At 67.3% G+C, this 26,382-nt stretch carries 25 protein-coding genes; 7 read left to right on the forward strand and 18 right to left on the reverse strand.

Features of this window, described 5'->3' with window-relative positions; genetic code table 11:
- Positions 1–60 precede the first annotated feature (60 nt).
- The 3 genes from CXQ96_RS10725 to CXQ96_RS10735 all read right to left on the reverse strand — a co-directional run bounded on the left by CXQ96_RS10725 (position 61) and on the right by CXQ96_RS10735 (position 5,382).
- The gene (locus CXQ96_RS10725) at positions 61–3,120 is read right to left on the reverse strand and encodes an AAA family ATPase (protein ID WP_104118033.1); all 3,060 of its coding nucleotides are present in this window, start codon (positions 3,118–3,120) and stop codon (positions 61–63) included.
- 9 nt (positions 3,121–3,129) lie between these two features.
- Complete coding sequence (locus CXQ96_RS10730; protein WP_104118034.1) at positions 3,130–4,293, reverse strand: exonuclease SbcCD subunit D; 1,164 nt, start codon at positions 4,291–4,293, stop codon at positions 3,130–3,132.
- Between the two features lie 66 nt (positions 4,294–4,359).
- Positions 4,360–5,382 (reverse strand): aquaporin, encoded by a 1,023-nt coding sequence (locus tag CXQ96_RS10735; protein ID WP_181036430.1) that lies wholly within the window; start codon positions 5,380–5,382, stop codon positions 4,360–4,362.
- 143 nt (positions 5,383–5,525) lie between these two features.
- Between CXQ96_RS10735 and CXQ96_RS10740 the strand changes: the two genes are divergently transcribed.
- Together CXQ96_RS10740 and CXQ96_RS10745 are read left to right on the forward strand one after the other, a co-directional pair.
- Positions 5,526–6,614 (forward strand): ADP-ribosylglycohydrolase family protein, encoded by a 1,089-nt coding sequence (locus tag CXQ96_RS10740; protein ID WP_104118036.1) that lies wholly within the window; start codon positions 5,526–5,528, stop codon positions 6,612–6,614.
- Positions 6,615–6,658: 44 nt separating this feature from the next.
- Complete coding sequence (locus tag CXQ96_RS10745; RefSeq protein ID WP_104118037.1) at positions 6,659–7,573, forward strand: SDR family NAD(P)-dependent oxidoreductase; 915 nt, start codon at positions 6,659–6,661, stop codon at positions 7,571–7,573.
- A gap of 21 nt (positions 7,574–7,594) precedes the next feature.
- Here the strand turns inward: CXQ96_RS10745 and CXQ96_RS10750 are convergent, their stop codons facing one another.
- Complete coding sequence (locus CXQ96_RS10750) at positions 7,595–8,587, reverse strand: exonuclease domain-containing protein (protein ID WP_104118038.1); 993 nt, start codon at positions 8,585–8,587, stop codon at positions 7,595–7,597.
- A 94-nt stretch (positions 8,588–8,681) separates the two neighbouring features.
- On the opposite strand from CXQ96_RS10750, the gene CXQ96_RS10755 reads away from it, so the two are divergent.
- Positions 8,682–9,380, forward strand: coding sequence for an HAD family phosphatase (locus CXQ96_RS10755; protein WP_104118039.1), 699 nt, complete (start codon positions 8,682–8,684; stop codon positions 9,378–9,380).
- A gap of 194 nt (positions 9,381–9,574) precedes the next feature.
- Here CXQ96_RS10755 and CXQ96_RS10760 read toward each other — a convergent pair whose 3' ends face one another.
- From CXQ96_RS10760 to clpS, 7 genes are all read right to left on the reverse strand, one after another.
- The gene (locus CXQ96_RS10760) at positions 9,575–10,255 is read right to left on the reverse strand and encodes a DedA family protein (protein WP_258059059.1); all 681 of its coding nucleotides are present in this window, start codon (positions 10,253–10,255) and stop codon (positions 9,575–9,577) included.
- Positions 10,256–10,363: 108 nt separating this feature from the next.
- Complete coding sequence (gene rdgB, locus CXQ96_RS10765) at positions 10,364–10,999, reverse strand: RdgB/HAM1 family non-canonical purine NTP pyrophosphatase (RefSeq protein WP_258059038.1); 636 nt, start codon at positions 10,997–10,999, stop codon at positions 10,364–10,366.
- Positions 10,992–11,780 carry a ribonuclease PH gene (gene rph / locus CXQ96_RS10770; protein ID WP_104118042.1) on the reverse strand — a complete coding sequence of 263 codons (789 nt, stop codon included), beginning with the start codon at positions 11,778–11,780 and terminating at the stop codon, positions 10,992–10,994. Before rph ends, rdgB begins: the two co-directional genes overlap by 8 nt.
- An 82-nt stretch (positions 11,781–11,862) precedes the next feature.
- Entirely contained in the window at positions 11,863–12,660 is a 798-nt protein-coding gene (locus tag CXQ96_RS10775; protein ID WP_104118043.1) for an MBL fold metallo-hydrolase, read from the reverse strand.
- A complete protein-coding gene (gene murI / locus CXQ96_RS10780; protein ID WP_104118044.1) occupies positions 12,657–13,568 on the reverse strand; it encodes a glutamate racemase in 912 nt (303 codons plus the stop codon). The genes CXQ96_RS10775 and murI overlap by 4 nt, the downstream gene beginning before the upstream one ends.
- Before the next feature lie 106 nt (positions 13,569–13,674).
- On the reverse strand, positions 13,675–14,250 hold the full coding sequence (locus CXQ96_RS10785; RefSeq protein ID WP_104118045.1) for a DUF2017 domain-containing protein: 576 nt from the start codon (positions 14,248–14,250) through the stop codon (positions 13,675–13,677).
- Positions 14,251–14,255: 5 nt separating this feature from the next.
- A complete protein-coding gene (gene clpS, locus CXQ96_RS10790) occupies positions 14,256–14,564 on the reverse strand; it encodes an ATP-dependent Clp protease adapter ClpS (RefSeq protein WP_104118137.1) in 309 nt (102 codons plus the stop codon).
- Positions 14,565–14,696: 132 nt separating this feature from the next.
- Here clpS and CXQ96_RS10795 point away from each other — a divergent pair, with 132 nt between their 5' ends.
- Together CXQ96_RS10795 and CXQ96_RS10800 are read left to right on the forward strand one after the other, a co-directional pair.
- Positions 14,697–16,013, forward strand: a complete 1,317-nt coding sequence (locus CXQ96_RS10795) for a nicotinate phosphoribosyltransferase (protein ID WP_104118136.1) — start codon at positions 14,697–14,699, stop codon at positions 16,011–16,013.
- The gene (locus CXQ96_RS10800; RefSeq protein WP_104118046.1) at positions 16,010–16,633 is read left to right on the forward strand and encodes an isochorismatase family protein; all 624 of its coding nucleotides are present in this window, start codon (positions 16,010–16,012) and stop codon (positions 16,631–16,633) included. The genes CXQ96_RS10795 and CXQ96_RS10800 overlap by 4 nt, the downstream gene beginning before the upstream one ends.
- 67 nt (positions 16,634–16,700) lie before the next feature.
- Here the strand turns inward: CXQ96_RS10800 and CXQ96_RS10805 are convergent, their stop codons facing one another.
- From CXQ96_RS10805 to CXQ96_RS10815, 3 genes are all read right to left on the reverse strand, one after another.
- Positions 16,701–18,479, reverse strand: coding sequence for a DEAD/DEAH box helicase (locus CXQ96_RS10805; protein WP_104118047.1), 1,779 nt, complete (start codon positions 18,477–18,479; stop codon positions 16,701–16,703).
- The gene (locus tag CXQ96_RS10810) at positions 18,476–19,921 is read right to left on the reverse strand and encodes an MFS transporter (protein WP_181036431.1); all 1,446 of its coding nucleotides are present in this window, start codon (positions 19,919–19,921) and stop codon (positions 18,476–18,478) included. The genes CXQ96_RS10805 and CXQ96_RS10810 overlap by 4 nt, the downstream gene beginning before the upstream one ends.
- Positions 19,922–20,361: 440 nt before the next feature.
- Positions 20,362–20,661, reverse strand: coding sequence for a DUF3039 domain-containing protein (locus tag CXQ96_RS10815; protein WP_104118049.1), 300 nt, complete (start codon positions 20,659–20,661; stop codon positions 20,362–20,364).
- Positions 20,662–20,975: 314 nt separating this feature from the next.
- Between CXQ96_RS10815 and CXQ96_RS10820 the strand changes: the two genes are divergently transcribed.
- On the forward strand, positions 20,976–22,115 hold the full coding sequence (locus CXQ96_RS10820) for an HNH endonuclease signature motif containing protein (RefSeq protein WP_181036432.1): 1,140 nt from the start codon (positions 20,976–20,978) through the stop codon (positions 22,113–22,115).
- A 51-nt stretch (positions 22,116–22,166) separates the two neighbouring features.
- Here CXQ96_RS10820 and CXQ96_RS10825 read toward each other — a convergent pair whose 3' ends face one another.
- Positions 22,167–23,144, reverse strand: coding sequence for a PKD domain-containing protein (locus CXQ96_RS10825; RefSeq protein WP_146070862.1), 978 nt, complete (start codon positions 23,142–23,144; stop codon positions 22,167–22,169).
- Positions 23,144–23,572 (reverse strand): DUF6318 family protein, encoded by a 429-nt coding sequence (locus CXQ96_RS19050; protein ID WP_368783615.1) that lies wholly within the window; start codon positions 23,570–23,572, stop codon positions 23,144–23,146. The genes CXQ96_RS10825 and CXQ96_RS19050 overlap by 1 nt, the downstream gene beginning before the upstream one ends.
- Between CXQ96_RS19050 and CXQ96_RS18865 the strand changes: the two genes are divergently transcribed.
- Positions 23,520–23,834 carry a hypothetical protein gene (locus CXQ96_RS18865; RefSeq protein ID WP_258059039.1) on the forward strand — a complete coding sequence of 105 codons (315 nt, stop codon included), beginning with the start codon at positions 23,520–23,522 and terminating at the stop codon, positions 23,832–23,834. The genes CXQ96_RS19050 and CXQ96_RS18865 overlap by 53 nt on opposite strands.
- A 169-nt stretch (positions 23,835–24,003) precedes the next feature.
- On the opposite strand, the gene CXQ96_RS10835 is transcribed toward CXQ96_RS18865, so the two are convergent.
- Both CXQ96_RS10835 and CXQ96_RS10840 read right to left on the reverse strand, forming a co-directional pair.
- Entirely contained in the window at positions 24,004–25,569 is a 1,566-nt protein-coding gene (locus CXQ96_RS10835; RefSeq protein WP_104118053.1) for a transporter, read from the reverse strand.
- A complete protein-coding gene (locus CXQ96_RS10840) occupies positions 25,551–26,360 on the reverse strand; it encodes an ABC transporter ATP-binding protein (RefSeq protein WP_258059040.1) in 810 nt (269 codons plus the stop codon). The genes CXQ96_RS10835 and CXQ96_RS10840 overlap by 19 nt, the downstream gene beginning before the upstream one ends.
- Positions 26,361–26,382: the final 22 nt, after the last annotated feature.

The raw sequence follows: 26,382 nt of genomic DNA on the forward strand, positions 1-26,382 counted from the left end.
GGTGCATCGAACGCGCATCGTCCCCCCTCCCGATGCGCCCGACCCGGTAACGCATCAAGTTTACACGCTGGCCGGCTGCTCCACGAAGCGCAGGCTCGACCCTTGCCGGCCCTTGATGACCTGCAACTGCGCCCCCACCCGTTGTTTGAGCTCGGGCACGTGACTGACCAGTCCCACGACACGCCCGCCGCTCCTGAGTCCTTCCAGCGCGTCCATGACATGTTCGAGCGCCTGATCATCGAGAGAGCCGAATCCCTCGTCGACGAAGAGCGTCTCGATGTCGAGCCCTCCCGACTCCTGCTGGACGACGTCGGCCAGGCCGAGCGCCAGCGCAAGCGAGGCCATGAAGGACTCGCCACCCGAGAGCGTGGAGGTATCCCTCCGATTCCCGGTCCAGCCGTCGATGACGTTCAGGCCCAGCCCGGACCGCTTGTTGCCCGCCGTGGCGTCGCTGTGCACCAGTGCGTAGCGGCCGTCGGACATCTGCAGCAAGCGTTCGGTGGCGGCGGCCGCTACCTGCTCGAGGCGCGAAGCGAGCACATACGTGGCCAGCGGCATCTTGTACAGGTTCTCTCCTCCTCCTCGCGCAGTGTCAGCAACGGCTGCGACCAGCCGGGCATGCGCGCGCAGCGGCTCGATGACCTGCTCGAGATCGGCGAACTTCCGCGCGTAGGTCTCGAGCTGCGCCACCGAGTGACCGAGCACTTCGGCGCTGATGCCCGCTCGCTGCGCTCGACCTCGGAGGTCGTCGGCGGCGCCGGCGGCCAGTCGCTGGTCCTCGTCCGTGGGTCGCTCGATGCCCTCCTGCTCCTCACGCAGGCCCTCACGCACGCTTTCCTCGTCCCACGCTGCGTCGAGGCGGTGCGCGCGTGCCTCGTACTCCCGTATCGCGCCGAGGATCCGCGCATGGTCGTCCTCCGCCAGGAGTGCCGCGCGGGCAGCATCAGCCGATTCGAACGGGGTGTCGCGCAACGCCTCACTCACGCGCCGGCGGCTGTCCTCCTGTCGAGTCTCGGCCCGGGCGAGGGCGTCGAGGGATTCCCGGACCGCCTCGAGATCGTCGTCGGCACTCTGCACCGCGCTGATGCGGGCCGCCAGCGACGGCGCGTCCCCGCGCAGCCCCGCAAGTCGGGACGCCAGCGCGTCCTCCTGGTCGAGCAACGAGGACCGCCGAGCATCGGCGACGGAACGCTTCTCGCGCAGTGAGTCCCGGAGCAGGCACGACCGTTCCTCGTCATCGCTCCCGCGCTGGATACGCTCCTCGACAGCCGCACGTTCGGCATGTGCCGCTTCGGCGTCCGTCAGCTTCTTCCGTGCAACCCGCGCTGCTGCCGCAGCATCTTCAGGAGAGGCCCCTCCCCCGCGCGCGGCGAGGTCCGCCACCTCGAGGCGCGCACGATCCCGGAGGTCACGCGCGGCGTGCAGCACCTTCTCGGCTTCCGCTTGCAGGCGGCGTGCCGCCTGTTCCTCCGCCAGGCTGACCCTGTCACCACCCGGAGAGGCCACGGGCGAGGGGTGCTCGGAGCTGCCGCACACCGGGCACGGCTCGCCGTCCACCAGACTTTCGGCAAGTTCCTCGGCGGCCTGTTCCAGGCGGAGCTGGAGCTTGGTGAGCCACTGCTCCTTCAGGTCGAGGAACCGCTCCGAAGCCGCCGCATGATCGGCGTCCGCCGTCACCTGCCGTTTCTGCGCCGCACGGAACTGCCTGGCTGTCTCCTCCGTAGCGACAGCAGCGGCGAGGTCGGCACGCAGGTGCGTCAGGCCGTCGGCAGCTTCCCGCAAGGGAGCGAGCCTCTCGGTATCTGCTGCGCGCTCGAGCTGAACCCGGGCGATGACCGCGTCGATACCCTCTATCCGCGTGTCCAGCTCCACGAGTTCCTTGCTCCTGGCGTCGAGTTCGGAGCGGACCTCCAGGAGCCTGCGCTCCTCGGGCAGCGCCGCGCGGAGCACCGCGAGCGTGGACGACGACGACGCACAGGCCGCGGTCAGTCGTTCGCGCGTGAGGTGCGCCGGCTCGTCCTCGGAATCCGCACCGCCCAGGAATTCGGTGGAGGCCGCGTTGTCCCTCAGGCGGCGGAGCGCCTCGTCGTACCGGGTCCGTGCACTATCCGCTGCCGTGGATGCCTCGTGGTCCAGATGCAGCAGCGCGGCCAGCCTGTGCGCCTCGTCGTGGCGCCTCGCCAGGTCGGCCATGCGGGCGATGTCCTGAGCCCGCTCCCGGTGGGCGCTCTGCTGAGTCCGGACCCGTTCGAGAGCATCGAACCGATCCTGTCTCCGTCTGAGCGCCGCGAGCGCCCCGTCTGCGAGTGCACTTCGTTCCGCAAGTTCGGTGCTCTCCCCCGCGGCGGCATCACGGCGCTCCGCGAGTGCCGCGACGAGCACCCGCATCGATGCCGCCCACTCCTCGGCGGACAGAGGGTCGATGCCGAGGTCCGCCACACCGAGATCATGGCGTTCGGCCTCGTCGATCGCCCGCAGGAAGAGATTCCGTTGCTTGCCCTCCTGCTCGGCGAGGGCCCGGACCGCGCGCTGGCTCTCCTCCGCGAGCAGCCGCTCGAGGTCCTCGAAGCGCGTTGTCGAGAAGAGCTTCTGCAGCAGTTCCCGCCGAACCTTCGCGTCGGCACGGAGGAAAGCGGCGAACTCGCCCTGAGGCAGCATCACGACCTTGGTGAACTGTTCCTTGTCCATACCGAGGAGTGCCTGCAACTCGAGGCCGGCTTCGTCATTGCGGGCCGACTTCTGTACCCACTCCGAACCGATCCGCTCGCTGAGGAGAGTGCGGGCCTGCTCGAGCGTGGTGCCGCTGCCGCGTCGCGACGGCCGGTCCCAGGCGGGCGAGCGGACCACCCTGAAGCGACGGTCACAGGCCGTGAACTCGAGGGATACCTCGGGAGCGAGGGACGCCGCCGCGTGATCGCTGCGTAGCCGTTTGGCGGCCTGCCGTGCACCGGGAACGGAACCGTAGAGGGCGAAGCACACGGCGTCGAGCACGCTGGATTTGCCGGCACCCGTCGGGCCGTTCAGGAGGAACAGGCCCTGACTCGACAGCGCGTCGAAGTCGACGACCTGCCTGTCGGCGAACGGGCCGAAGGCTTGGATCTCGAGGTGATGGAGTCTCATCTGCGCGTCCTAGCGCTCGTGGGCCAGGCTCAGGGCGGCGTCCACCGTGGATTCGACCAGTGCCTGTTCCTCCGGCGACGCCTTGCGCCCCCGGACGTGCTCGAGGAACCCGCAGCAGATCTCCGCGTCGTCCCGTGCTGCGGCGATGCGCTGGCTGTAGGTGCGGTTGTCCGTGCGTTCGCCGCCCTCGGGCGCGAACGCAAGCACGAGCGTATCGGGGAAGCGTGCCCTGAGCCGCTCCATCGCCCGAGCGGGCCGCTCCGGATCCGTGAGGGTGACATGGCAATAGGCGGACTCCGCCCATTCCAGGTCATCCCGGCCCAGCAGGTCCTCGAGCGCACCGTTGAGGACGGCGAGATCACGTGGAGCCGGCCAGTCCACTGTCCGGATCTCCTCCACGCCCTGCGGTGACACCTCCAGGAGCCAGGCGCCTTTCCTGTGGGTGGCCTCGGAGAAGGAGTACGCGAGGGGCGAGCCCGAGTAGCGCACGGTCTCCGACAGCTTCTGCTTCCCGTGCAGGTGGCCCAGTGCGCTGTAGTCGAACTCGTCGAACAGGGACAGCGGTACCGCCCCGAGCCCGCCGATCGCGAGGTCCCGCTCGCTGTCGGAACCGGCGCCACCGGCCGCGAAGGTGTGTGCCATGACGATCGACACGACGCGGCGGCTGCCGCTCCTGCGGCCGATGTCAGCCCGGATGCGGCCGACGGCGGCGCGCGTCACTGCGGTGTGCGAGCTCGAATCCGCCTGCAGCGTCTCCGCGACGACCCGGGGCTCGAGGTAAGGGATGCCGTACACGGCCAGTTCCGCATCTGCACCGAGTGGAAAGACCACGGCGGTTGCGATGTCCTCGACCCGCGTCCGCAGGTGGACTCCGCCCCGGGCCAGGATCCTTCCGCCGAAACCGAGCCGTGTCGCGGAGTCGTGATTGCCACTGCTGACGACCACGTGTGCGCCGGCAAGCGTCAGGCGCTCCAGGGCTTCGTCGAAGAGTGCGACGACGTCGACGGGGGGCAACGCGCGATCGTAGACGTCACCGGCCACGAGGACGACGTCGACGGCCTCCTCACGCACCGTCTTCTCGAGGTTGTCGATGAAGATCCGCTGCGCGTCGATCATCCTGGTGCCGTGGAACGACCGGCCCAGGTGCCAGTCGGATGTGTGGAGGATCCTCATGATTTTCACGCTACCGCCGCACGCCGACATTCGATGGATCAGCGCGCGACGGACCCTCGATCAGGGTCAGCGCATCCGCCCTGACGTGCCGGATCCGGCGTCGCCGTCGCCGTCGCCGGAGGAAAGGTCGCGCCCGTCCGAGGCCGTCGATGCGAAGAAGGATTGCGCATCGCCGGCTGACGCATCGGCTGAAGTACCGGCTGAGGAACCGGCCGCGGAACCGGTGGCGAGCGACTGCTCGTCGGCATGAACCCCCAGCTGAACGGCGACGGCGGATGCGGGTGCCTCGGAGTCTGCAGCCTCGAGGCGCTCCGGGCGGGGCGCGCCCCACGAGTCGACGCTCCGGAAGACCAGCCCTGCAATCAGGCCGCCGATGATCGGAGCGACCCAGAAGAGCCACAGCTGCTCGAGCGCCCAGGTCTCGGCGAAGATGGCCGAGGCCGTCGCCCGCACAGGATTGATTCCACCGTTGGTGACGGGGAGGAGGAAGGAGAGCAGACCGGCGAAGGTCAGGCCGACTGCGAACGGCGCGAGGTCGCGCCGGGCGCGCTTCGAGGTCGCACCGAGGAACACGGCCACCAACAGTGCCGTGGCGACGACCTCCAGCAGGAAGGCGCTCGTCAGGGGGAACTGGACCGGCGAGTGCTCCGCATAGCCGTTCGAGGCCGAGCTGAAGAACTCGCGGATGCCCGTGAGCTGCGGGTTGGCGCTGAGCACCAGCCAGATCAGTCCTGATGCCGCGACGGCGCCCAGGACCTGCGCGACGATGTAGGGGACTACAGCCTTCCAGTCCATCCTGCCGGCCACGGCAGACGCAAGGGTGATGGCGGGATTGAAGTGACCACCCGAGACGTGACCGAAGGCGATCATGGCCGCGATGACGGCGAAGCCGAAGACCAGGGTGGGCTGCAGCGCCGTCTCCGTGGCCAGCATCGTCGCTCCCAGACCGACGAGGATGACGAGGAACGAGCCGGCCCCCTCGGCGATGGACCTTGCTGTGAGGCCGGGGGTGCGCAACGCGTCGTCGTGTCCGGCCGTGGCGAGGCCTGCATCGGCTGACGCTCCTGCCGTCGTCGAGGTGTGATTCATGGGATGCATGTTCCTTCAGTCGTTCCTGCAGAGACCGCCCGGTGGTGCACCGGGCCGCCGACAAGCCTTCCATCCTAGTCTGCGTGGCGGCTGGGAGGCGCACGCCTCAGGGCCGGTGCCCTGTCCCTAGACTGGGGGACGTGATGAACGACAGCACTCCCGACCACAGCGCGCACGAACCCTCCGGCGGTACGACGACGGGGTCGGGCCCGATCACCTATGAGGACCGCGTCCTCGGTTGCCTCCTCGGCACGATGGCCGGTGATGCCTATGGGGTTCTGTACGCCGCGGGAGACGATCCGACGATCGCACTCGGCGATCCGGCAGCGTCGGCTGTCTCCGACGCGACGCAACTCACCCTGTACACCGTCGACGCGCTGATCGAGGCACTCGAATGGGCGAACGACGGCGTCGCGGCGGATGAGACCGCCTGCCTGTGGCTGGCCTACCTCCGCTGGCTCGGTCGCCAGGGCGAGCACCTGCCGTCCAACGCGCCCGCGCCGCCCGCCCGGTGGCTGGATCGGCAGGATGACCTCCTTCCCGTGCACGACGCCGACGCCGACACGGTGCGCGCGCTCCTGACCGGCGAGATGGGCACTCAGGCCCGTCCCCTCAATCCCACGGCGCACGGTCCGGGTGCACTGATGCGATCGGCTCCTTTCGGGCTGGTTCCGCGCATCCCGGCCAGCATGGTCGAACGCCTCACGATCGAGGGCGCCGCGCTGACGCACGGCTCACCGGAAGCGCGGAGCACGGCCGCCCTGTACAGCGCCGTCATCCGCGCGCTGGCGATCGATGGCCTCACCCTCGAGGAGGCGATCAGCGAGGAGCGCGTCGGCGAGATCCACCTGGCCAGGGAGGCGCCTCGCGACCCCGCCGGACGCCTCTCGGCCGGAGAACCGGCCACCGATTCGCCTGCGATCGCTGGTTCGGGAAACCCCGCCGGCGGTACGACGGCGGCGGGGACCTTCGCGGCTGCCCTCCAGGCCGCGCGCGAGGGCGCCGGTGCGCCGGCATCGCCGCGTGGACAGCTGGAGGCCGCCGTGGCGCACGCTGCTTCCGCAGGCCGGCCCGATGCGTCACCCGTCGTCGCGGCGTCCCTGGCAGGTGGCATCATCGGTGCCCTCCACGGCACAGGGGCCCTTCCTCCCGTGTACCTCACCGCGCCTGGACTCGCTGACGTGGTGCGCTCGCTCACACGCACATTGCTGAGGGCGACCACCGGCTCCTGACGGGGACTCGCGGCGATTGCTCGGAGGTCCCTAGTCTTGAGGGCATGTGGAGTCCCGTCGCCCTTCCGCCGCTCACCGGCCACCGCGTCCTGGTCACGGGAGGCAATGCCGGCCTCGGCTATTTCGCCTGCGAGCAACTAGCCGGAGCAGGCGCTGTCGTGGTCATGGCGTCACGCAGCGAGGAGAAGGCGACCTCGGCGATCCGCGCCATCAGGACCAGGGTTCCTGACGCCGACATCACCTTCCAGCCCCTCGACCTGGCAGATCTGGCCTCGGTCAGGGCTGCAGCGACGACCATCGCCGAAGGACCGCCCCTGACCGGCCTGCTGGCCAACGCAGGAGTGGTGAGATCGCCCGAGCGAAAAACCACCGCGGAGGGCTACGAGCTCCTGTTCGGGACGAACCATCTGGGGCACTACGCCCTTCTCGCCCTGCTCCTGCCGAAGCTGTCCGCCGCAGGTACCAGGATCGTCCACCTCGGAAGCATCAGCCGTCGTTGGGCGCAACTGACGTCGTCGTCCCTGCAACCGGCGACCTACCGCAACACGACCGCGTACGCCACATCGAAGCTCGCCGTCATGGCGTTCGGGTTCGAGCTTGCCCGCCGCCTCGAGCTGACCGGTAGCGCCGCTACGAGCGTCGTGGCCCACCCCGGTCTCGCACTAGGCATGTTCACGCCCGTCCGGCAGGGCGTCGCTGCCCATCGGGACGCACCCCGGTGGCGGCAGCGTGTCATGAAGACCGTCGCGCAGGGCAAGGACGAGGGCGCCTGGCCCCTCGTTCGCGCGGCCGTCGATCCCACCGTCCCGAACGGGGCCTACTGCGGGCCCGACGGCTGGTTTCAGCTCAAGGGAAGACCAGTACTCGTGCGGGCGGAGCCACGCGCCCGCGAGGCCAACACCGCGTCGAGGCTCATCGACCTCTCGGCCGAACTCACAGGCATCGAGCTCCGATTCTGACGGGGACGGCGGACCTGCGGACTACTGGCTGTCCTCGGGCCAGCGCCCGCCCGTCATCTGCAGGAACTCGGCTTCCGACAGCACCTCGATCTCCTGGCCGCGTTCGTGCAGCTCCAGGACCCGACGGGCCTTGCCGGTGACGCGCCCGGTGCGCAGGTCCGATGCGACGAACCCGTCGCCGACGACCAGGACCGTCGTGCGGCGCGTGACCGAGCTTGCAGGCTGGGCACCGAGGCGGGCCGCGCGCTCCTTCGCCTGGGGACGCGGAATGCCGAGATTCCCGGTGAAGACGACGGTCTGCCCGTAGAGCGGGTGCCGCGGATCAGCCTGCGCATTGGCGTGGGGGTTCTCCCCCTCCTCCGGCCAGCCCGACCAGCCCGTAGGGGACGACCCCCGCTGCAGCACCGTGCGGGTGGCCTTCGAGAGCTCGTCGAGGCCCGGCGCGTAGGGCTCGGCGCGGGAGAGCGCGAGGTTGTGGCATCCGAGCACGTCCTCCACCGACAGAGCGTCGTACCGCCGCGCGATATCGATCATGATGCCTGCGCACGCCCGGGCGTCCTCGACGGCGTCGTGGTGGTTCACCAGTGGGACACCAGCCGCCTCGGCCACGAACGGCAGGGAGTAGGAGGGGAGCGAATAGCTCTTGCGCGACAGCACCACTGTGCAGGCGTAGTCCCAGGCCGGGCCGGCCAGCGCCGATACCTCGAGCGCGGAGCGGATGACCCCGAGGTCGAAGGCGGCATTGTGCGCCACCAGCACGTCGGATGCGATGAACCCGCCGATTTCCGGGAAGAGCTCTCCGAAGCGCGGGGCGTCCTCGACCATACGCGAGGTGATTCCGTGGATCGCGATGTTGCGCGAATCGAATTGGTCGTGCCCAACGGGGGGCCGCATCAGCCAGGAGGCCTCGTCCACGATCCGCCCGTCCCTGACCTTCGTCAGTCCGACGGCGCACGGGGAGCCACGGAAGCCGTTCGCAGTCTCGAAGTCGATGGCCGTGAACGCAATTCCCACGAGTCGAGTTTACCGCCGCGGTCCCCGTGCGCCGTTCATGCAACGTTCATCGTCCGCTCGGCGCGTCCCAGGGGTAGTGGTTCTACCCTGAACCATGGCCCGCACGAACAGCTCCCGCCGGTGGTACCTCTTCGACTACGGCAATGTGATCTCGACTCCTCCGACGCGCGAGGACTGGGAGGTGCTCGCCGAGGCGACCGGGGTGCCATCGCTGCAGGAGTCCACCTCGCCCTACTGGCAGCACCGCTACGCCTACGACGCCGGTGCGCTGACGTCCGACGAGTACTGGTCGCTCGTGTGCGGTGAGCGCACAGGCCCCGCCAGGGCCGCATGGCTCGACGTCCTCGACGGCAACCAATGGTCGCACCCGAACCTCGACACCCTGGACGTGCTCGAGGACCTCGATGCACAGGGCGAGCACCTGGCCCTGCTGTCGAACATGCCGGCAGCGATGGTCTCGCAACTCGGCGACGCCGCGTGGGCGCGACTCTTCGAACACCGCTTCTTCAGTTCGTCCCTCGGGCTGGTCAAACCCTCGGCCGCCATCTTCGAACACGTACTGACCGCGCTGTCGGTGGAACCCGGCCTCGTCACCTTCGTCGATGACGCTCCCGCGAACATCGCGACGGCCCGCTCCTTGGGGATCGATGCCCGGTTGTTCGACGCATCGCTGGATCTGTCCCGCATGCTGGCCCGCGAGCCTGCGGGACCGCCGCGGTCCGCGCAGGCGGCAGGGGTTGCCGCAGGAATGACCGTCACGGCTCCGGGCGTCGGTCCTTCGCGCCAGGAGTGAGGACTGCCAGCGCTGCCGGAGCTCCCCGCACCTGGACCGTCCACGCCGGCTGTACGAAGTCCTCGCGCATGAGCAGCACGTTCTGCTGCAGCTGCATTTCGCCCTATCGGGCCTTCACCAGCGCGGTGCCGTTCAACGAGTAGCCAAGCCGTCGCGACACGCCGAGGGCTGCTCCGTGAGCAAGGCTCCTCCGGTCACTGCACCCGCTTCTTCGCGCGGTGCTTGCGCACCTTGGAGACCACGAAGTAGATGGCGAACAGGACGACGGCGACGATCACGATCTTCTGAAATGTATTCGCGTACTGCTCGACGATGTGCCAGTTCTCGCCGAGGTAGAACCCGGCCAGCACGAAAATCACGTTCCAGATAAGGCTGCCCGCGGTGGTGAGCAACAGGAACTTACCGACCGGCATACGCTCGATCCCCGCCGGGATGGACACGAGACTCCGGAAAAGAGGAATCATCCTCCCGAAGAAGACGGCACGGTACCCGTGCCGGTTGAACCAGGCCTCCACCCTGTCGACGTCCTCGAGGTCGATGAGCGGGACCTTGGAGACGAGCCGACGCATCCGGTCTCGACCGAGCCAGGCGCCGAGAGCATACAGGGCGTAGGCTCCGACCACCGATCCGAGTGTCGTCCAGAGGATCGCCTCGAACAGCGAGAAATTGCCGCGGCTGGCCGTGAACCCGGCAAGCGGCAGGATCACCTCGCTCGGAAGCGGCGGAAAAAGGTTCTCGAGCGCGATGGCGAGCCCTGCACCGGGAGCACCGATGGTCTCCATCAGGTTGACCGCCCAGTCCGTGACACTTCCGAGGGCGGAGCCGTCCGACGTCGTGGTCGCCGTTGCGACCTGGACTGCTTCGACTGCCTGGATGATGCTCACGGTGGTATCCGTCCCTCTCATGGTGCGTCCCGATGGGCGCCCGGTGGGTGGTGCTGGGTCTCTGGTGGTCTATGCAGGGTCTTGATGCTGGTCAGGTGATCAGGTCAGTGCGTCGACGAGGTGCGGCAACAGCGCCCTGAACGCGATGCCCCGGTGGCTGATGGCGTTCTTCTCCTCCGACGACAGTTCAGCGCAGCTGCGATCGAGGCCGGTCGGAACGAGGAGGGGGTCGTAGCCGAACCCTCCTGCGCCCCTGGGCGCCGCGAGCAGCGTACCCCTCAGCTCACCGCGCTCGGTGCGGCTTCCGATCCCGCCGCCCACGGGCAGCGCGAGGGCCGCCGCGCAGACGAAGGCCGCACCCCTGCGCTCCGCAGGGATATCGGACAGCTGTGCGAGCAGCAGCTCGAGGTTGGCGGCGTCATCCCCGTGCCTGCCCGCCCATCGGGCGGAGAAGATGCCCGGCGCGCCCCCGAGGACGTCGACGGCGAGGCCGGAGTCGTCGGCGACAGCGATCATGCCGGTGGCGCGGGCTGTCTGCTCGGCCTTCAGCAACGCATTCTCCTCGAAGGTGGTGCCGGTCTCGACGACGTCGGGAGCCCCGGCGGTAGCGGCGTCGACCACCTGCGTGTCGACATCGAGCCCCGGCACCTGCCCGCGCAGCAGCTCACGCAGCTCCCGTAGCTTGCCGGCGTTGCGGGTTGCCAGGACCAGTCGGGGTGCAGGCGCGTCAGGCACCCTGGGAGTCCCGGAGCGTATCGATCTGGATCTGTGCGAGCTGTGCGGTACCCAGCAGTGCGAGATCCAGCAGGGCGTCGAGCTCGGCGCGGTCGAAGGGGGCGCCCTCCGCCGTGCCCTGCACCTCGACGAACTTCCCTGAACCGGTGACGACGACGTTCATGTCGGTCTCCGCGCGGACGTCCTCGACGTACGGGAGGTCGAGCATGGGGACACCGTCGATGATCCCGACACTGATGGCGGCCACGGTGTCCGTCAGGGGGGAGGCAGAAGCGGCGATCAGCTTCTTGTCCTTCGCGTAGCGGATCGCGTCCGCGAGCGCCACGTAGGCGCCCGTGATGGCTGCCGTGCGGGTGCCGCCGTCGGCCTGGAGGACGTCGCAGTCCAGGACGATGGTGTTCTCGCCGAGCGCCTTGGTGTCGATGATGGAGCGCAGTGAGCGACCGATGAGGCGCGAGATCTCGTGCGTCCTGCCGCCGATCTTGCCCTTGACCGACTCGCGGTCGGAGCGCGTGTTGGTGGCGCGGGGAAGCATCGCGTACTCGGCGGTCACCCACCCCTTGCCCTCACCCTTCAGCCAGCGAGGCACGCCAGTCGTGAGGGAGGCGGTGCACAGTACGCGGGTGTTGCCGAATTCGATCAGGGCGGACCCCTCGGCCTGCTTCGACCACCCGCGGGTGATGCTGATGTTGCGCAACTGGTCCGGCGTCCGGCCGTCCGCCCGCAGCACAGGAGTGTCGGTACTGGCAGGAGGCACGGGCGTGGAATTCGCGGAGGTCATGATTTCCAGTCTAGACGGGAGCACTTGGGAGATGGCTGGCAATCGTGTGAGCCCGGTCCCGAAGCCCTTGCCCGTGAACCGCTCACACCGTGTAGGACACACCCGCGACGGCGACCGCGAGGTGCCCGTCATAGCTCTGGCGGGCCTCGCTGACGGCGAGGTTCGCATCGTTCCACACAGGAAGGTGCGTCAACAGGAGGCGCTTGGCCGAAGCGCGGGTCGCGACGTCGCCGGCGCGCTTGCCGGTCAGGTGAACGCCAGTGATGGCGTCATCACGGCCCTCGTGGAAAGCGGCCTCGCAGAGGAAGATGTCGGCGTCGCGGGCTGCATCGACGAGGCCGTCACATGCGTCGGTGTCGCCGGAGTAGGTCAGGACATGCTGCCGCACGACTCCCTCGGCGTCGGCCTCTGCCACCTCGACCCGCAGTGCGTACGCCTCCTCGATGGGGTGCAGCACCCGGTAGGGCGTGATCGTGAACGGACCCACCGATACCGGGCCACGTTCGCTCCACGACCGGAAATCGAAGTCCTCGTGCATGCCCGGGTCGAGTTCGAGCCCATAGGCGCTCGCCATCCGGTCCGCCGTCGCGGCCGGTCCCCACACGGGGATGCGGGGCAATCCCCAGCCGGAGGGGTCCCAGTGCACGGCGACGTGCAGTCCGCAGAGGTCCATGCAGTGGTCCGGGTGGAGGTGCGACAGGAACACCGCATCGATCTCGCGCAGGTCCATGTAGCGCTGCAGCGCCCCGAGGGACCCGTTGCCGAGATCGAGCAGGATCCGCCAGGTGCGTCCCTCCCACTCCGCGCTCAACAGGTAGCAGGACGCCGGGGACTGCGGCCCGGGGAACGATCCACTGCACCCGACGATGGTGAGTTTCATGCGGGCGGGAACCCGGCGGCGGCGATCATCTCCGGCGTGATGCGCGCCAGGCTGCCCGTGGGGTACTGCGCGGCGACGTGGTCCACATGCTGCACGCTCACCACTTCGGGGCCGAGGAATCGGCGCGCGAGCACTTCGAAGCTGGCGGCATCCCCGGTGGCGATGAAACGGTGCTCGGCCCGGGAGGCGTTGTCCCGCTCGAGCTCGTGCGACACGAGAGCACGGTACACGTCCTTCGCCGTCTCCTCGGCACTGGAGACGAGCGTGACGGCGTCGCCCATGACATAGGAGATGACCCCGGTCAACAGGGGATAGTGCGTGCAGCCCAGCACGAGGGTATCGACGTCCGCGGCCTTCAGCGGAGCCAGGTATTCCTCCGCCGTCCTCAGCAGGGCCGCACCGCCGGTGATACCCGCCTCGACGAACTCGACGAAGGCAGGGCACGCGACCGACGTGACGTCCAGGTGCGGTGCTGCGGCGAAGGTGTCGTCGTACGCCCGTGACCCCACCGTCGCGGAGGTCCCGATGACGCCGATACGGCCCGAGCGGGTCGAGGCCACGGCACGGCGGACGGCCGGCTGGATGACCTCGATGACGGGTATGCCGTACCGGGCGGTGTAGCGTTCCCTCGCGTCCCGAAGGACTGCCGCCGACGCCGAGTTGCAGGCGATCACCAGGAGCTTGACGCCGGAGTCGACCAGTTCGTCCATCACATCCAGGGCGTGCGCACGCACCTCGGCGATGGGAAGGGGCCCGTACGGTCCGTTGGCGGTGTCACCCACGTACATGATGGACTCATGCGGCAACTGGTCGATCACCGCGCGCGCCACCGTCAGTCCCCCGACGCCGGAGTCGAAGATGCCGATGGGCGCTTCGCTGCGCTCCCTATTCGCTGGCTCTGGGCTCATAATCCTCTGAGAATATGACGTGCCGCCGATGAAAACTATTCGCCGATCCGTGGGTTATGTCACAGGGACCCGATGATTCCGGGCGAGCGGTGCGCTGCTGCAGGAATCAGCGGTCCAGGCGGGTGGCCTTCAGCATGGCCTGGACGAGTGATTCCTGGAGCCACGTGACGAAGTTGTAGACGAGCGCGAGATAGGACTCGACGTCGTCGACATCCTTCGAATCCGCGATGTCGTGCAGGTGCTCGGCGTCCTCCTCCGTCTCGATGCTCAGCCGGTCGGCGAGGACGAGGCGGACGTCGTTGAGAGCCTGGGCGAACAACCTCGCCTGCTCGTCGTTGAGCGTCATGGGACTGGATTCGATCAGCAGGGCGGTGCCTCGCAGGGCCCCGATCTTCTGCTCCCGCAGCGATCGCTCGGTCAGGCGGCGGAAGGCGAGCGCCTCGTCGTCGTCGCCGCGTACGGCGTCGGGCAGCAGGCGCCGCACGGCGGAGTCATCGGGGGCGGTCGCCTCTGCATCGAGCCCGGACATTCCGACGAGGGCGGCCAGCGGATCCTCGCTGGGCGCCGTGTCGGGCTCGAGCATCGAGATGACGTCGTCGAGCAGGGCACCGAGGAGGCGCGCCTCGCCTGGCTCCAGCGCACCCGTGATGCCGCGGCGCGTCGATCTGAACGGTTTCGCCACGGGGACTACTCGCTTCCGGCTTTTTCGAAGGTGGCCCACAGGCCGTACGAGTGGAGAGCGACGGTGTCCTGCTCCACCTTCTCGCGGCTGCCCGACACGACGGCCGAGCGGCCCTGCTCGTGGACCTCCAGCATCAGCGTGCGAGCCTTGGCCTCGCTGTAGCCGAAATAGGTCTGGAACACGTAGCTCACGTAGCTCATCAGGTTCACGGGATCGTTCCAGACCACCACGACCCAGGGCTGGTCGAGGTCGGTCTTCTCCTCTGTCCGCACCTCTTCCCGGGTATCGGTGCCGGTCGCAAAGCCTACTGTCATACCTGCCATTCTAGGGTTCAACCCTCCTGCCCGGAGGCCGGGTACTCCTACAGCGGACGCCCCGCTATCGTTTTGGGGGTGACCAATGCCCCCACCACAGACCCGCCTGCCGCCTCGTCGGCGGCTCCCGTCATCAACGTTCCGAACAGCGCGCTGTTCACCGACCAGTACGAGTTGACGATGCTCCAGGCCTCGCTGCACTCGGGCGCCGCCCATCGTCGCTCGGTGTTCGAGGCGTTCGCTCGCCGACTGCCCGCGGGCCGCCGCTACGGGATCGTTGCGGGTACGGGACGCCTGCTCGAGGCGCTTGCCACCTTCCGCTTCGAGGACGCCCAGCTCGCGTTCCTCAGCGACCACCGGATCGTCGACGACACGACTCTCGCGTGGCTCGCCGACTTCCGCTTCACCGGCTCGATCTCAGGGTACGCGGAGGGCGAGGCCTACTTCCCGAACTCACCCATCCTGACGGTGGAGTCGACGTTCGCCGAGGCGTGCATCCTGGAAACGCTCATTCTGTCCGTCCTCAACCACGACAGCGCCATCGCCTCCGCCGCGTCCCGCATGACCGGCGCAGCGGCGGGTCGGCCCTGCATCGAGATGGGCTCGCGCCGCACGCACGAGGAGGCCGCGGTCGCCGCAGCGCGCGCGGCGATCATCGGAGGCTTCGCCAGCACGTCGAACCTCGAAGCGGGTCGGCGGTACGGCCTGCCGACCGTCGGCACGGCCGCCCACTCCTTCACGCTCCTGCACGACTCCGAACGCGCCGCCTTCGAGGCGCAGGTCGCCTCGCTCGGTCGCGGAACGTCGCTCCTCGTGGACACGTACGACGTCGAACAGGGCGTCCGCACGGCCGTGGAGGTGGCGGGACCCGAGCTCGGCGCGGTACGCCTCGATTCCGGTGATCTCGTCGGCCAGGCGCGCTGGGTACGCGAACTCCTCGACGACCTCGGCAACCACAGCACGAAGATCGTGGTGACGTCCGACCTCGACGAGTTCGCCATCGGCCTCCTCGCTTCGGCTCCCGTCGACTCCTATGGCGTCGGCACCTCGCTCGTCACAGGATCAGGTGCACCGACCGCAGGCATGGTCTACAAGCTGGTGAGCCGCCAGGACGACGACGGGACCTTCGTCTCGGTTGCCAAGGCCGCCAAGAACAAGGCCTCGGTAGGCGGCCTCAAGCACGCCCTGCGGCGTCTCGACGAGAACGGGGTCGCGCAGGCCGAGGTCGTCGGCATCGGCCTCACTCCGGCCGACGACGGCAACGACCGCCCGCTCATCCAGCAGTTCGTCCGGGACGGCGTCGTCCTGCCGGGCTGGACCGGTGCCGAGGGTGTGCTCCGCGCCGCGCAACGCCACCAGGAGTCCCTTGCCGAACTGCCGGGGGCAGTGCGGCGCCTGCAGCGGGGCGAACCAGTCATTCCCACCGAGTACGAGGAGCCAGCACAATGACGCGCGCACTGATCATCGTGGACGTGCAGAACGATTTCTGCGAGGGCGGGGCCCTGGCCGTCGAGGGCGGTGCCCAGGTCGCAGCGGACATCAGCGACCACATCGACGAGCAGGCCGGCTCCTACGACTACATCGTCGCCACGCAGGACTGGCACATCGATCCGGGAAGCCACTTCTCCGACGAGCCCGACTTCGTCGACTCCTGGCCCGTCCACTGCGTCGCAGACACCAGGGGCGCCGACTTCCACCGCGACCTCGATACCGAGAGCATCGACGCCATCTTCCGCAAGGGCCAGTTCGAGGCGGCCTACTCCGGCTTCGAGGGCGTCAAGGCACCCGATGACGAGGTACCGACGGGAGAGCAGAAGCTCGGAGGCGAAGCCGTGGACAACGACGAGGATCCCATGACCCTCGACGACTGGCTCCGGGACCACGAGGTCGACGACGTCGTGATCGCAGGCCTCGCGACCGACTACTGCGTGCGGGCGACCGCCCTCGACGCCCTGCAGGCGGGCTACTCCGTCACCGTGATGGCGGGACTCACGCGCGGTGTCCACGCGGACGGCTCCGAGGACGCCCTCGACGAACTGGAGTCGGCCGGCGTCGAGCTGGTGCGCTAGGTCGGAACCACGAAGGCCGGGCTGGTCGTTCCAGCCCGGCCTTCGCGTTCCCTGCTACTTCTTCCCGCTACTTCTTCCCGATGAACCAGTCCTGCAGCTTCTGCAGCCGGCGCTGGAGTTGGTCCTCGTTGGCCTGCGCCACCGCGGGTCCGCCGCACTGGCGTCGGAGTTCGGTATGGACCTGGCCGTGGGGCATTCCCGTCCTGGCCGCCCACGCGGAGACATTCTTGGCGAGCTGCCCGCGCAGTTCCGTGAGCTGCCGGTGGTCCACCACGAGGGGCTCGGCGGCAGGCGCCGCGGGCGACTTGGCCTTCCGGCGCGACTGCTGTTCCTGCTGGCGCTGGCGCAACAGCTGCCCCACCTGGTCGGCGTCCAGCAGTCCGGGAATACCGAGGAAATCGAGCTCGTCCTCGCTCCCCATCTCGCCACCGGTACCGAATTCGCCGCCGTCGAAGAGCACGCGGTCAAACGACGCCTGCGATTCGAGCGCCTCGAACTTCTGCTTGGTCAGGGAGTCGGAGGCTTTCTCCTCCCGATTCGCGGCCTCCATGAGCCCGTCCTCCGGGCCGAACCCCTCGTCGTCCTTGTCCGGCCGGTCGAGAGCGTGGTCGCGTTCCATTTCGAGCTGGTTGGCGAGTGCCATCAGGTTCGGGACCGACGGCAGGAAGATCGACGCCGTCTCCCCCCGCCGTCGTGCGCGGACATAGCGGCCGACCGCCTGCGCGAAGAACAGCGGCGTGGCAGTCGAGGTCGCGTAGACGCCGACGGCGAGGCGCGGCACGTCGACGCCTTCGGAGACCATGCGCACGGCGACCATCCAGCGCTTGTCCCCGTCGGAGAACTCCTCGATCTTCGACGAGGCCTTCGCGTCGTCGGACAGGATGACGGTCGGGGACTCCCCCGTGATCCGCTTGAGCTGGCCCGCATAGGCGCGTGCGTCGTCGTGGTCCGTCGCGATGACGAGGCCACCGGCGTCGGGCACGGTGCGCCGCACCTCCGTGAGCCGCTTGTCGGCGGCGGCGAGAACCGCGGGGATCCATTCTCCGGCCGGGTTCAGCGCGGTCCGCCACGCCTGTGCGGTGATGTCCTTGGTGACGGCGGCTTCGCCGAGCGACGCTGCCATCTCCTCGCCGCCGCTGGTCCGCCAGCGCATCTGGCCGGAGTAGGCCATGAACATGACCGGGCGGACCACGTGGTCGCGGAGCGCCTGCCCGTAGCCGTAGGTGTAGTCGGCTCGCGAGCGGCGGATGCCGTCACGGTCCTCGACGTACTCGACGAACGGGATCGCGGCGGTGTCCGATCGGAACGGCGTGCCGGTGAGGGCGAGGCGGCGGGCAGCAGGCTCGAACGCCTCGCGGATGCCGTCACCCCAGGAGAGAGCGTCGCCGCCGTGGTGGACCTCGTCCAGGATGACCAGGGTGCGGGCGGCTTCGGTCTTGGCCCTGTGCAGCATGGGCTTGCTCGCCACCTGGGCATAGGTCACGGCGACGCCGATGAAGGCACCACCGTGCCGGCCGTCCGCGTTCTTGAAGTTCGGGTCGATGGCAAGGCCGACGCGAGCCGCGGCGTCGGCCCACTGGCGCTTGAGGTGGTCCGTAGGGGCGACGATGGTCACCCGGTTGACGACTCCACCGTCGACGAGCTCTGTCGCTACCCGGAGGGCGAAGGTCGTCTTGCCCGCACCGGGGGTGGCCACGGCGAGGAAGTCGGTCGGGGATTCCCGGAAATACTTCTCCAGCGCTTCGCTCTGCCACTGGCGCAGCTTGGGGGCGGTCCCCCACGCTGCACGCTCCGGATACGCGGGAGGCAGGGCTGCGCCGGCACCGAACAGGGTGTCATTACTCACGCCGAGACAGTACCTTCCATTGACTTGCTGGGGGTGAGGTCGGAGCCGTCAGCTGATGACCTGGCCCCTCTCAGACCCGAAACTATACCCGCTGCCGTGAACACCCACAGAGCCAGCCAGATCGCAACAAAGGTCGGTACGTGTCCGGGATCCGCGTCGTCGTGGAGGAGGGCGAACAGCGCACCCGCGCCTGCCGTGCCAACCACTCCGCCGAGCTGGTCGGAGAGTTGAAGGGCCGCCGAATTGCGCCCCTGCTCGCTGCGCTCCGATAGTTTCAGTACCAGGACCGAGGTGCTCGAGAGCGTCATTCCCATCGCGAACCCGGACAGTCCCCAGACGACCACGAGTACCCAGAGGGGGGCTTCCACCGCTGTCGCCAGGGCGAACGCGGCGAGCGATGCCGAGAGGACGGACGATCCCGCGACCAGGAGCCACTGACGTCCGAACGTGACCCGAGCCTGCACGAAGGATCCCGCGCTCCAGCCGAGCGCTCCGGCGCTCAGTGTGAGCCCGGCGGTTCCGGGATCGATCTCGCGTGAGTTCACGAGCATCAGCGGGATGAAGGCCTCGGTGCCGAAGAATGCCACGTTCACTATGCCGCGCGTCGCGATGATGCTGGGCAGTCCGCGAGCCAGCATCAGGGTGCCCTTGGGCAGGAGGGCGGGCAGGACGACCAGGGCGACGACGACGCCGACCGCTGCGATGCCCGTCAGCCCCAGGACCGTTCCCGGCGTGGGGCTATCCCTATCGGCGAGGTGGACGACAGACCATTGCGCCGCGAAGACGCCACCCGCGAGCGCGAGACCGCGTAGTACCCGGTCCTTGGCGGGAGACTCGTGCGCAGCGTCGATCGGCCCGAGCTCTCGTGTTTTCGGCCAGACGATCAGGACGGCGGCCACCACGACGGGCACGACCCCGAGGAACACCCATCGCCAGCCGAAGTGCTCGGTCACGAAGCCGGCGACCACCGGTCCGACAAGCGCAGGCACCACCCACGCCGCGGCCAGCCAGCCGAACACCACGGGCTGCGCCTGCTGGGGGAAGGAGCGCCCGATCACGACGTACACCGCAACGATCATGAAGCCCCCGCCGAGCCCGGAGACGGCGCGGCCGACGGTCACGAGCCAGAAGTCGGGTGCCACCCCCGCAGCCAACAGCCCGACGATCATGAGGGACATTCCTACGGCGAGCGCGGGCCTCGGACCCTTGCGGTCGCACCAGGAACCGGCGACGACGGTGCCGAGCAACGACGCAGTCAGGTACATCGAGAACGCGAGTCCGTAGCTCGATTCGCCGGAGAGCTCTCGGGCGACCGACGGCATAGCGGTGACGACTGCCATCGCCTCGAAGGCCGCACACGTGATGATCGCGAGGATGCCGATGGTGAGGGGACGCAACTCCGGAGACATGGCTCCGGAGGGCTTGCTCGCATTCTTTCTCATGGGCCTTTTGTACTGGTTGTCGGTCCTGTGGTTGCGTGAGCGGCGTACCTCGTGCGTGATCCGGACGGACACGTGAACGACGGCGGGAGGCTGGGCTTTTCGCGCGGCGGTGGTGCCTAGGACCGAGCAAAGCAGGTCGACCAGAATCACTGCCAGAGACAAGCGGCCTTGTACCTCCATTACACGCTCCGGATGACGCGCCCGCGCCGGGTCGACGTCGGCGCAGCCAGTGCTCGGTTGGCGCTTCGTCAGCGCTTCGGTCATCGCTTCGGTCATCGCGCGGGCCCTGTCGCCGGGTATCCGGGCCAATCGATCAGTCGGCGCTCCCCTAACGGAGCTGGCCGGTCCTGGCCGGTCCTACCGGTGCTGGCCCGTGCCGCCCGGTGCTGGCCCGTGCCGCCCGGTGCTGGCCCGTGCCGCCCGTTGCTGGTTGTGGCGCGTCAGCCCTTCGGCTTGTCGTCCCCTGGGCGCAGGCCGTTGTAGATCTCCTTGCATTCCGGGCAGACCGGGAACTTCTCCGGATCCCGGCCCGGAGTCCAGACCTTGCCGCACAGAGCGATGACTGGCTCGCCCGTGAAGGCGGACTCCATGATCTTCTCTTTGCGCACATAGTGGGCGAAGCGCTCTGCGTCCCCCGGCTCTACCTCCTGGCGCACTTCCTCGCGTTCGATGGTTGCGGTGGAGCCGCCAGTGCCACCGTCCAGGGGATCGTTTGCAAAGGGATCTGCAGGCATAGTCATGCTTCCAGTCTATCGCTCGCTCTACACGGACAGGAGGTCTGAGTACGCTGTCCTCACACGGGCACACCCTGCTGCAGGACATGCCGCGGTGAGACCCGGCCGATTGTCGCGCCTCACTCAGCAGGTTCCCCATCCGCCCGAAGAATGTCAGTGGCGGACGCGACAATAGGTCTATGCAGAAAGCAGCGAAACATCTGTCTCAGTTCGATCGGATCTCCGATCGAATAGTGTCGCTGACCGCTGATAAAGCCCGCATCGAGGCGGAAATTGCTGTCGCAACTGAAGATTTGCGGCGGCTTTTCGAAGACCGTGCGATGCAGGGCTCTGGGAGCGCGAGCCGTCGCACGAATATCGCTGACACAACCACTGCGTCGGAGCTTGCTTGTCTGCTGAGGATTACAGAGAGATCAGCTCATCGACTCGTTCAACACTCCGCACTCCTGGTAAACCACCACCCGAATACTCTCGAGGCATTGCGTTCCGGTTCCATCTCCTGGGCACACGCAACCACCCTGCTTCATGAATATGCCGGGCTGCCGCCGGGAACCGCCGTGAACATCGAGAAGACGCTGCTGCCAGTAGCAGAAGCGACCACTGTCCCCCGGTTGTCGTACAGAGCTCGGACCCTGAGGACCACCCTTCACCCCGTGGCGCTCGATGAACGTGCACGAACGGCGCGCAGCCGGCGACGAGTCGATTTCGAGCCGGCCGATGACGCCATGGCGTGGCTGCATATCCACCTCCCAGCCACTGACGCAGCCGGTATCGACACGCGCCTGACCGATGCTGACCGCGCCCTCCAGGGTCCCGGCGACCATCGCACGTTGCAGCAGCTGCGAACCGATGTGGTGATGGATCTCCTCCTCATCGGTGCGAGTCCCACGGGGTGCAACCACGGCCTTCCTCACGGCGGTTCCGCCGAGAACACGTCGACACCAGAGTGGGTTGATTGTCCACACGCTTCTGCTGCCCCGAGGGTTCGCGCCCACATCAACGTGACAGTGCCGGTTCTCACGCTGCTGGGGGTGGACGACGCACCCGCTGACCTCGAAGGGTACGGGCCTATACCGGCAGACGTAGCCCGGCGCCTGGCTGCACACGCGCCGTCCTTCACGAGGCTACTCACGCACCCCGAATCCGGCGCCGTCCTCAGCGTCGGCAGGACCACCTATGCTGTGCCGGCCGATCTCAAGAAGTGGTTACGCGTGCGAGACAGGACCTGCCGACATCCCGGCTGCGCCGTTCCTGCAGCCAGGTGCGACTTGGACCACACGAGACCGTGGTCTCAGCAGGGGACGACAGCACACAACAACCTCGCACATCTTTGCCGCAAGCATCACATGCTGAAGAGCGAGGGCATCTGGCACTACCGGCAGCCGAGCCCTGGTGTACTGACCGCAATATCCCCCGCCGGTAGGACGTATCGCTCCACGGTGGACCCGCTCCTCGCATAGACGAGTCCTCGCGTAGACGAGCACACGCCTGATCGCAGTGCCCGGTCTGGATCAACGGATAGGGGCCTCGCAGCCGATGCCGGTCGGATTCTCTATGCAGTTCTCACTCACGTTGTGCCCGCGCGTGCGCCAGATACTCATGAGGTGTGGCTGCGATTGGACGGCGGCCTCACCTGCGACGGGTTGGAAGGGTCCGCCGTCGACCGAATAGTCGCCTGCAAAGAACGTGGTCAGCGTGAGGTTGAAGTCGCCGGTCTGGGCGTACTGGTGACTCGTGGCGGTTCGAGTGTCGAAGGTATTACCTTCCACTGGGCCGCCAGGGGTCGCGGTTGTCGCGCTCGTGCCGTCACCATAGCTCCATTGGTAAGACACCGGTCGAGCTTTCAGGACGATGGTGGCGTCCTGAAACTCGAAGGTGAATTCCTGTTCCTGCGCCTCTGCATAGACGTTCGAATGCGCGTTCCTCAAGCCGAAGTTCAGCGGCTGGGACACGATGGTCGCCGCAACCACCGGCTGCTTCTGGAACTCCTCGAGAGTGATCACGATCGGAGCCTCTTCGGTTGCGTCTGCGCCTTCAACGGGTGGCATCGGAGGCTCACCTGGATACATGCACGACGATCGCCCTGTCGGAGTCTCGGTTGCTGGTTGTGCGTTGTTGTTGACCTCGATCCAGTTGACCAGCACGCCGCCCTCGCGAGCGTCACACTGCGCATTCATCGTCGGGCACGTTGCAGGATTCAAATCACTGCCGACGCCGGCCGTGCAGGCACGCTCATAAATGATGTCGATGCCGTCTTCAGGCGAAAGTACCGCAACCGCGGCAGGTTCTGTATCGCGGGCGGTCACACCCGGCAGCTGCTCTTGCTCTCCTGACACCTCCTGTTTGCCTGTATTTGTTGCCTTCACAAAGTGGTCTTCAAAGTCAATCCCAGTATCTGCTGCGAAAGACGCCTGTGGAGCAGCAGTCATTGCAAGCACAATGGCGGAAATGGTGATGACCCTGCGAGCCAGTCGAAAATCTCGCGCCATCAGTCAGTCCCCTCAGGCGGACCAAAATCGAGCATAAGCCATTCGTTTTGTTCGTACACTGCAAATGTTACCGACACTCTCGGTTCTTTCTTAGGATCGTCGCCGGTTAAAGTTCCACCCTTGCTATAAGTGCGCGTTTCATGCTGAACAACCTGCACAATGGAGCTGACCGATCCCCGCGTATTCGTGCGGAAATCAGTTGAATAGTCAGTGACACTTGATTGGGCTCCAACAACCCATCCGCCAGATGCATAGATATCTTTGACGGCCGCGGAGACACCTATACAAGTTCCACAACCGGGGTCCGTGACTCTTTCGAAATGCGACCAGTCATTCGTCGCGTATCCATATGAAAAGAGCTCGAACCAGTACCTCGTGAAAGCTTCCAGGCCCTCCTTGGAGTTCTCGTCGGCGAGTGCCGGCTTCACGGGAACGGGCAGATTTGCCGCCGGGCCGAGCGACGATGCAGGGGAAGGCTCAGGACTCGACGAGGCTGAAGCGGAGGCCTCCGCGGTCGCGGACCCCACTGTCGGCGACGCTGAATCGGACGTTCCGCTGGCTGAGGGTTCGGCATCGCCCTGGCATCCCGTTACCAGCATCAACACGACCGCAGCCGCCGCCATCGCTGGTGCCCTACTCCGCCCACCATTCGCACGCACGGAAATCACGCAACTCCCCCATTACATCTAGTTGCTCACCCGGAACGGCCCCAGCATAGCCCGCAGCTTCCAGCGGTAGAGCGGTTATACACAGGGGCTAGCGGGTATAGCTCCTACAACCTGTGCGGCTCTTGCCAGGTCGACAAGGGCGATCTATGGTGCGTCCAATTCGATCGGCTCACGGCTGCATCCTGGAACAGTCAACGGTTCCCGGACACCGCAAGCAGCAATTCGGGTGCCCTCCGGTCATACCAGCGACCACCCACCCGAATACCGACCACCAGGAAAATCACTCCCAGCACAACACCGACCAGCAGGGTCAGCCATCCGAACAGTGCATCGCCGGTCACGAAGTACACGATGGTCAGGATGATCTCCGGCAAGGCGAGCAGCAGCATGACCAGCCACCCGATGAACTGCACGGCGAACATCAGAAAATTCGTTCCCGGTGGTGTCTTGAAGGCACTCTCGCCGGGAAGCGGCACGTTGTAGGTGTACCTCGCCGACACAATGCTCGACAGGCCCGCACCGGTCAGCAACAAACCCGTGGACAAACCGAGCATCACCGGCAGGTCCTCGGCCTGGCCGGTGATGAGTAGGGGCAGCACCGTGAAGACCAGTGCCACCGGCACCGCGAAGACGAGCAGGGCACCGGCGCGTCCGAGCCGATCATCGCGACCGCTCACGCCTGTCGAAACGTGCAGGCTGAACGCCGTGTTGTCGTACGAGATATCGGCAGAGATGGACCAAGCCAGCAGGAACGCAGTGATAGGGCCGAGAAATATGAAGGCTCCACCCGAAGCACCACCGGAGAAGTACAGGAGAACCGCAAGGAACGGGATGATGACGAGTGATGCGGAGTAGCGCGGGTCGCGGAGCCAGTACGTCAGTGCCCTGGCTCCCACCGCGCCTGCGGGCGTTGCCGGGAAGCGACCGAACCACCCGAGATGTCCCGCACCCCGCTTGGTCACCGCGTTGTAAGGCGGGGTGACCAGGGCATGGCCGAGACTGCGGCTCCACAGCACCAGGAACAGCACCAGCGTCATGCCGCCGATCAGGAATCGCACCACAGCGAGGCCCGCATTGCCCGCGGCAACGTCTGCGGGAGCCGCCCACAGCGCGCCCAGTGGTGTCCACGCGAGCACGTCCGCCAGGGAAGCGGCAAAGCCCGGTGAATTCTGGAACCCCGCTGTCACTCCCCCGATGATCGGGCCGAGGAAGATCAGCGGGATGAATGCAACGATGCCGTTCACGTCCTTGAAGCGGCGGGAGCCCGTCATCGAGGACACCGCCGTCGTGACGAGTCTCGACGCGACCACGCACAGCAGGACGGCGACCAGCCCGCACACCAATGCCGTCACCGCGGCTGCCGGGTAGCGGATCCAGGTCAGCACCTGGGCCAGGGACGCGACGAGTGTCACGACGCCGGGGACGCCCACGAGCCCTCCCAGGACCAACCCGGTGAGCAGCTGGCGCATCGGGATTGCGAATGTCACGAAGCGGGCCGGATCGAGCGTCATGTCGATACCCGTGGCTGCGATCGGGATGATGATCCAGCCCAGCACGGTCGCCGATCCACCGATCACGAGGATGGTCCGGATGAGCTCGATATCGGCGGTGCCGAGGAGTACGAGTCCGACGACGACGGCGCCGAGGATGCCCAAACCGTACAGTGCGCCGAGGATGACCCCGATGAGTTGCGCCGTGCTGCGCTTGAACGAGTTCCGCAGGAGGACGAGCTTCAGCCTCAGGAGGTCCGCAACCACGACAACCCTTCCGACGTGCTGCGACCCCCGACGAGCTCGACGAAGCGATCCTCGAGCGTCGCATCCCCGCGGACCTCGTCGATCGTCCCCGCGGCGAGAACGGCGCCTCCGGCGATCACCGCCACATGGTCACACATCCGCTGCACGAGATCCATGACGTGACTCGAGACGATGACCGATCCCCCGGAGCGCACATAACCCGTGAGGATGTCCCGGATGTTCGCGGCAGACACAGGGTCGACGGACTCGAACGGCTCATCGAGCACCAGCAGCTTGGGCGCGTGAATGAGCGCCGAGGCGAGGGCGATCTTCTTCGTCATGCCCGCGGAGTAGTCCACCACCAGCGTGCCGGCGTCGTTCGTGAGGTCCAGGGCGCGCAGTAGGTCGCCCGTTCGTTCGACCACCGTGTCGCGGTCCATTCCGCGGAGCAGCCCCGCGTATGTGACGAGCTGCTCACCCGTCAGCCGGTCGAACAGGCGCACGCCGTCCGGCAGGATCCCCATGAGCTTCTTCGCTTCGAGGGGCTGCGCCCAGACGTCCACTCCATGGACGAGGACCTGGCCGTAGTCAGGGCGCAGGAGCCCGGTGGCCATGGAGAGAGTGGTCGTCTTGCCGGCCCCATTCGGTCCTACGAGTCCGTAGAAGGACCCGGGCGGCACCTCGAGGCTCACCCCGTTCACGGCGATCTTCTCTCCGAAGCGCTTGGCGAGACCGCGAACGCTCAGCGCTGCTGCCCCTGCCCTGGCCTGGGGATTGTTCTCATCGGACGGTGGTGGCACGAGGGAACTCATGATCCCACGCTAACAACGCGCC

Source organism: Arthrobacter sp. B1805, assembly GCF_002929745.1.
Taxonomy (GTDB): Bacteria; Actinomycetota; Actinomycetes; order Actinomycetales; family Micrococcaceae; genus Arthrobacter_D.

Coding starts and splice junctions, on each gene's coding strand:
- CXQ96_RS10725 (WP_104118033.1), bottom strand. CDS start 3,120: ATGAGACTCCATCACCTCGAGATCCAAGCCTTCGGCCCGTTCGCCGAC.
- CXQ96_RS10730 (WP_104118034.1), bottom strand. CDS start 4,293: ATGAGGATCCTCCACACATCCGACTGGCACCTGGGCCGGTCGTTCCAC.
- CXQ96_RS10735 (WP_181036430.1), bottom strand. CDS start 5,382: ATGAATCACACCTCGACGACGGCAGGAGCGTCAGCCGATGCAGGCCTC.
- CXQ96_RS10740 (WP_104118036.1), top strand. CDS start 5,526: ATGAACGACAGCACTCCCGACCACAGCGCGCACGAACCCTCCGGCGGT.
- CXQ96_RS10745 (WP_104118037.1), top strand. CDS start 6,659: ATGTGGAGTCCCGTCGCCCTTCCGCCGCTCACCGGCCACCGCGTCCTG.
- CXQ96_RS10755 (WP_104118039.1), top strand. CDS start 8,682: ATGGCCCGCACGAACAGCTCCCGCCGGTGGTACCTCTTCGACTACGGC.
- rph (WP_104118042.1), bottom strand. CDS start 11,780: ATGACCTCCGCGAATTCCACGCCCGTGCCTCCTGCCAGTACCGACACT.
- CXQ96_RS10775 (WP_104118043.1), bottom strand. CDS start 12,660: ATGAAACTCACCATCGTCGGGTGCAGTGGATCGTTCCCCGGGCCGCAG.
- murI (WP_104118044.1), bottom strand. CDS start 13,568: ATGAGCCCAGAGCCAGCGAATAGGGAGCGCAGCGAAGCGCCCATCGGC.
- clpS (WP_104118137.1), bottom strand. CDS start 14,564: ATGACAGTAGGCTTTGCGACCGGCACCGATACCCGGGAAGAGGTGCGG.
- CXQ96_RS10800 (WP_104118046.1), top strand. CDS start 16,010: ATGACGCGCGCACTGATCATCGTGGACGTGCAGAACGATTTCTGCGAG.
- CXQ96_RS10810 (WP_181036431.1), bottom strand. CDS start 19,921: ATGAGAAAGAATGCGAGCAAGCCCTCCGGAGCCATGTCTCCGGAGTTG.
- CXQ96_RS10815 (WP_104118049.1), bottom strand. CDS start 20,661: ATGACTATGCCTGCAGATCCCTTTGCAAACGATCCCCTGGACGGTGGC.
- CXQ96_RS10820 (WP_181036432.1), top strand. CDS start 20,976: ATGCAGGGCTCTGGGAGCGCGAGCCGTCGCACGAATATCGCTGACACA.
- CXQ96_RS10825 (WP_146070862.1), bottom strand. CDS start 23,144: ATGGCGCGAGATTTTCGACTGGCTCGCAGGGTCATCACCATTTCCGCC.
- CXQ96_RS10840 (WP_258059040.1), bottom strand. CDS start 26,360: ATGAGTTCCCTCGTGCCACCACCGTCCGATGAGAACAATCCCCAGGCC.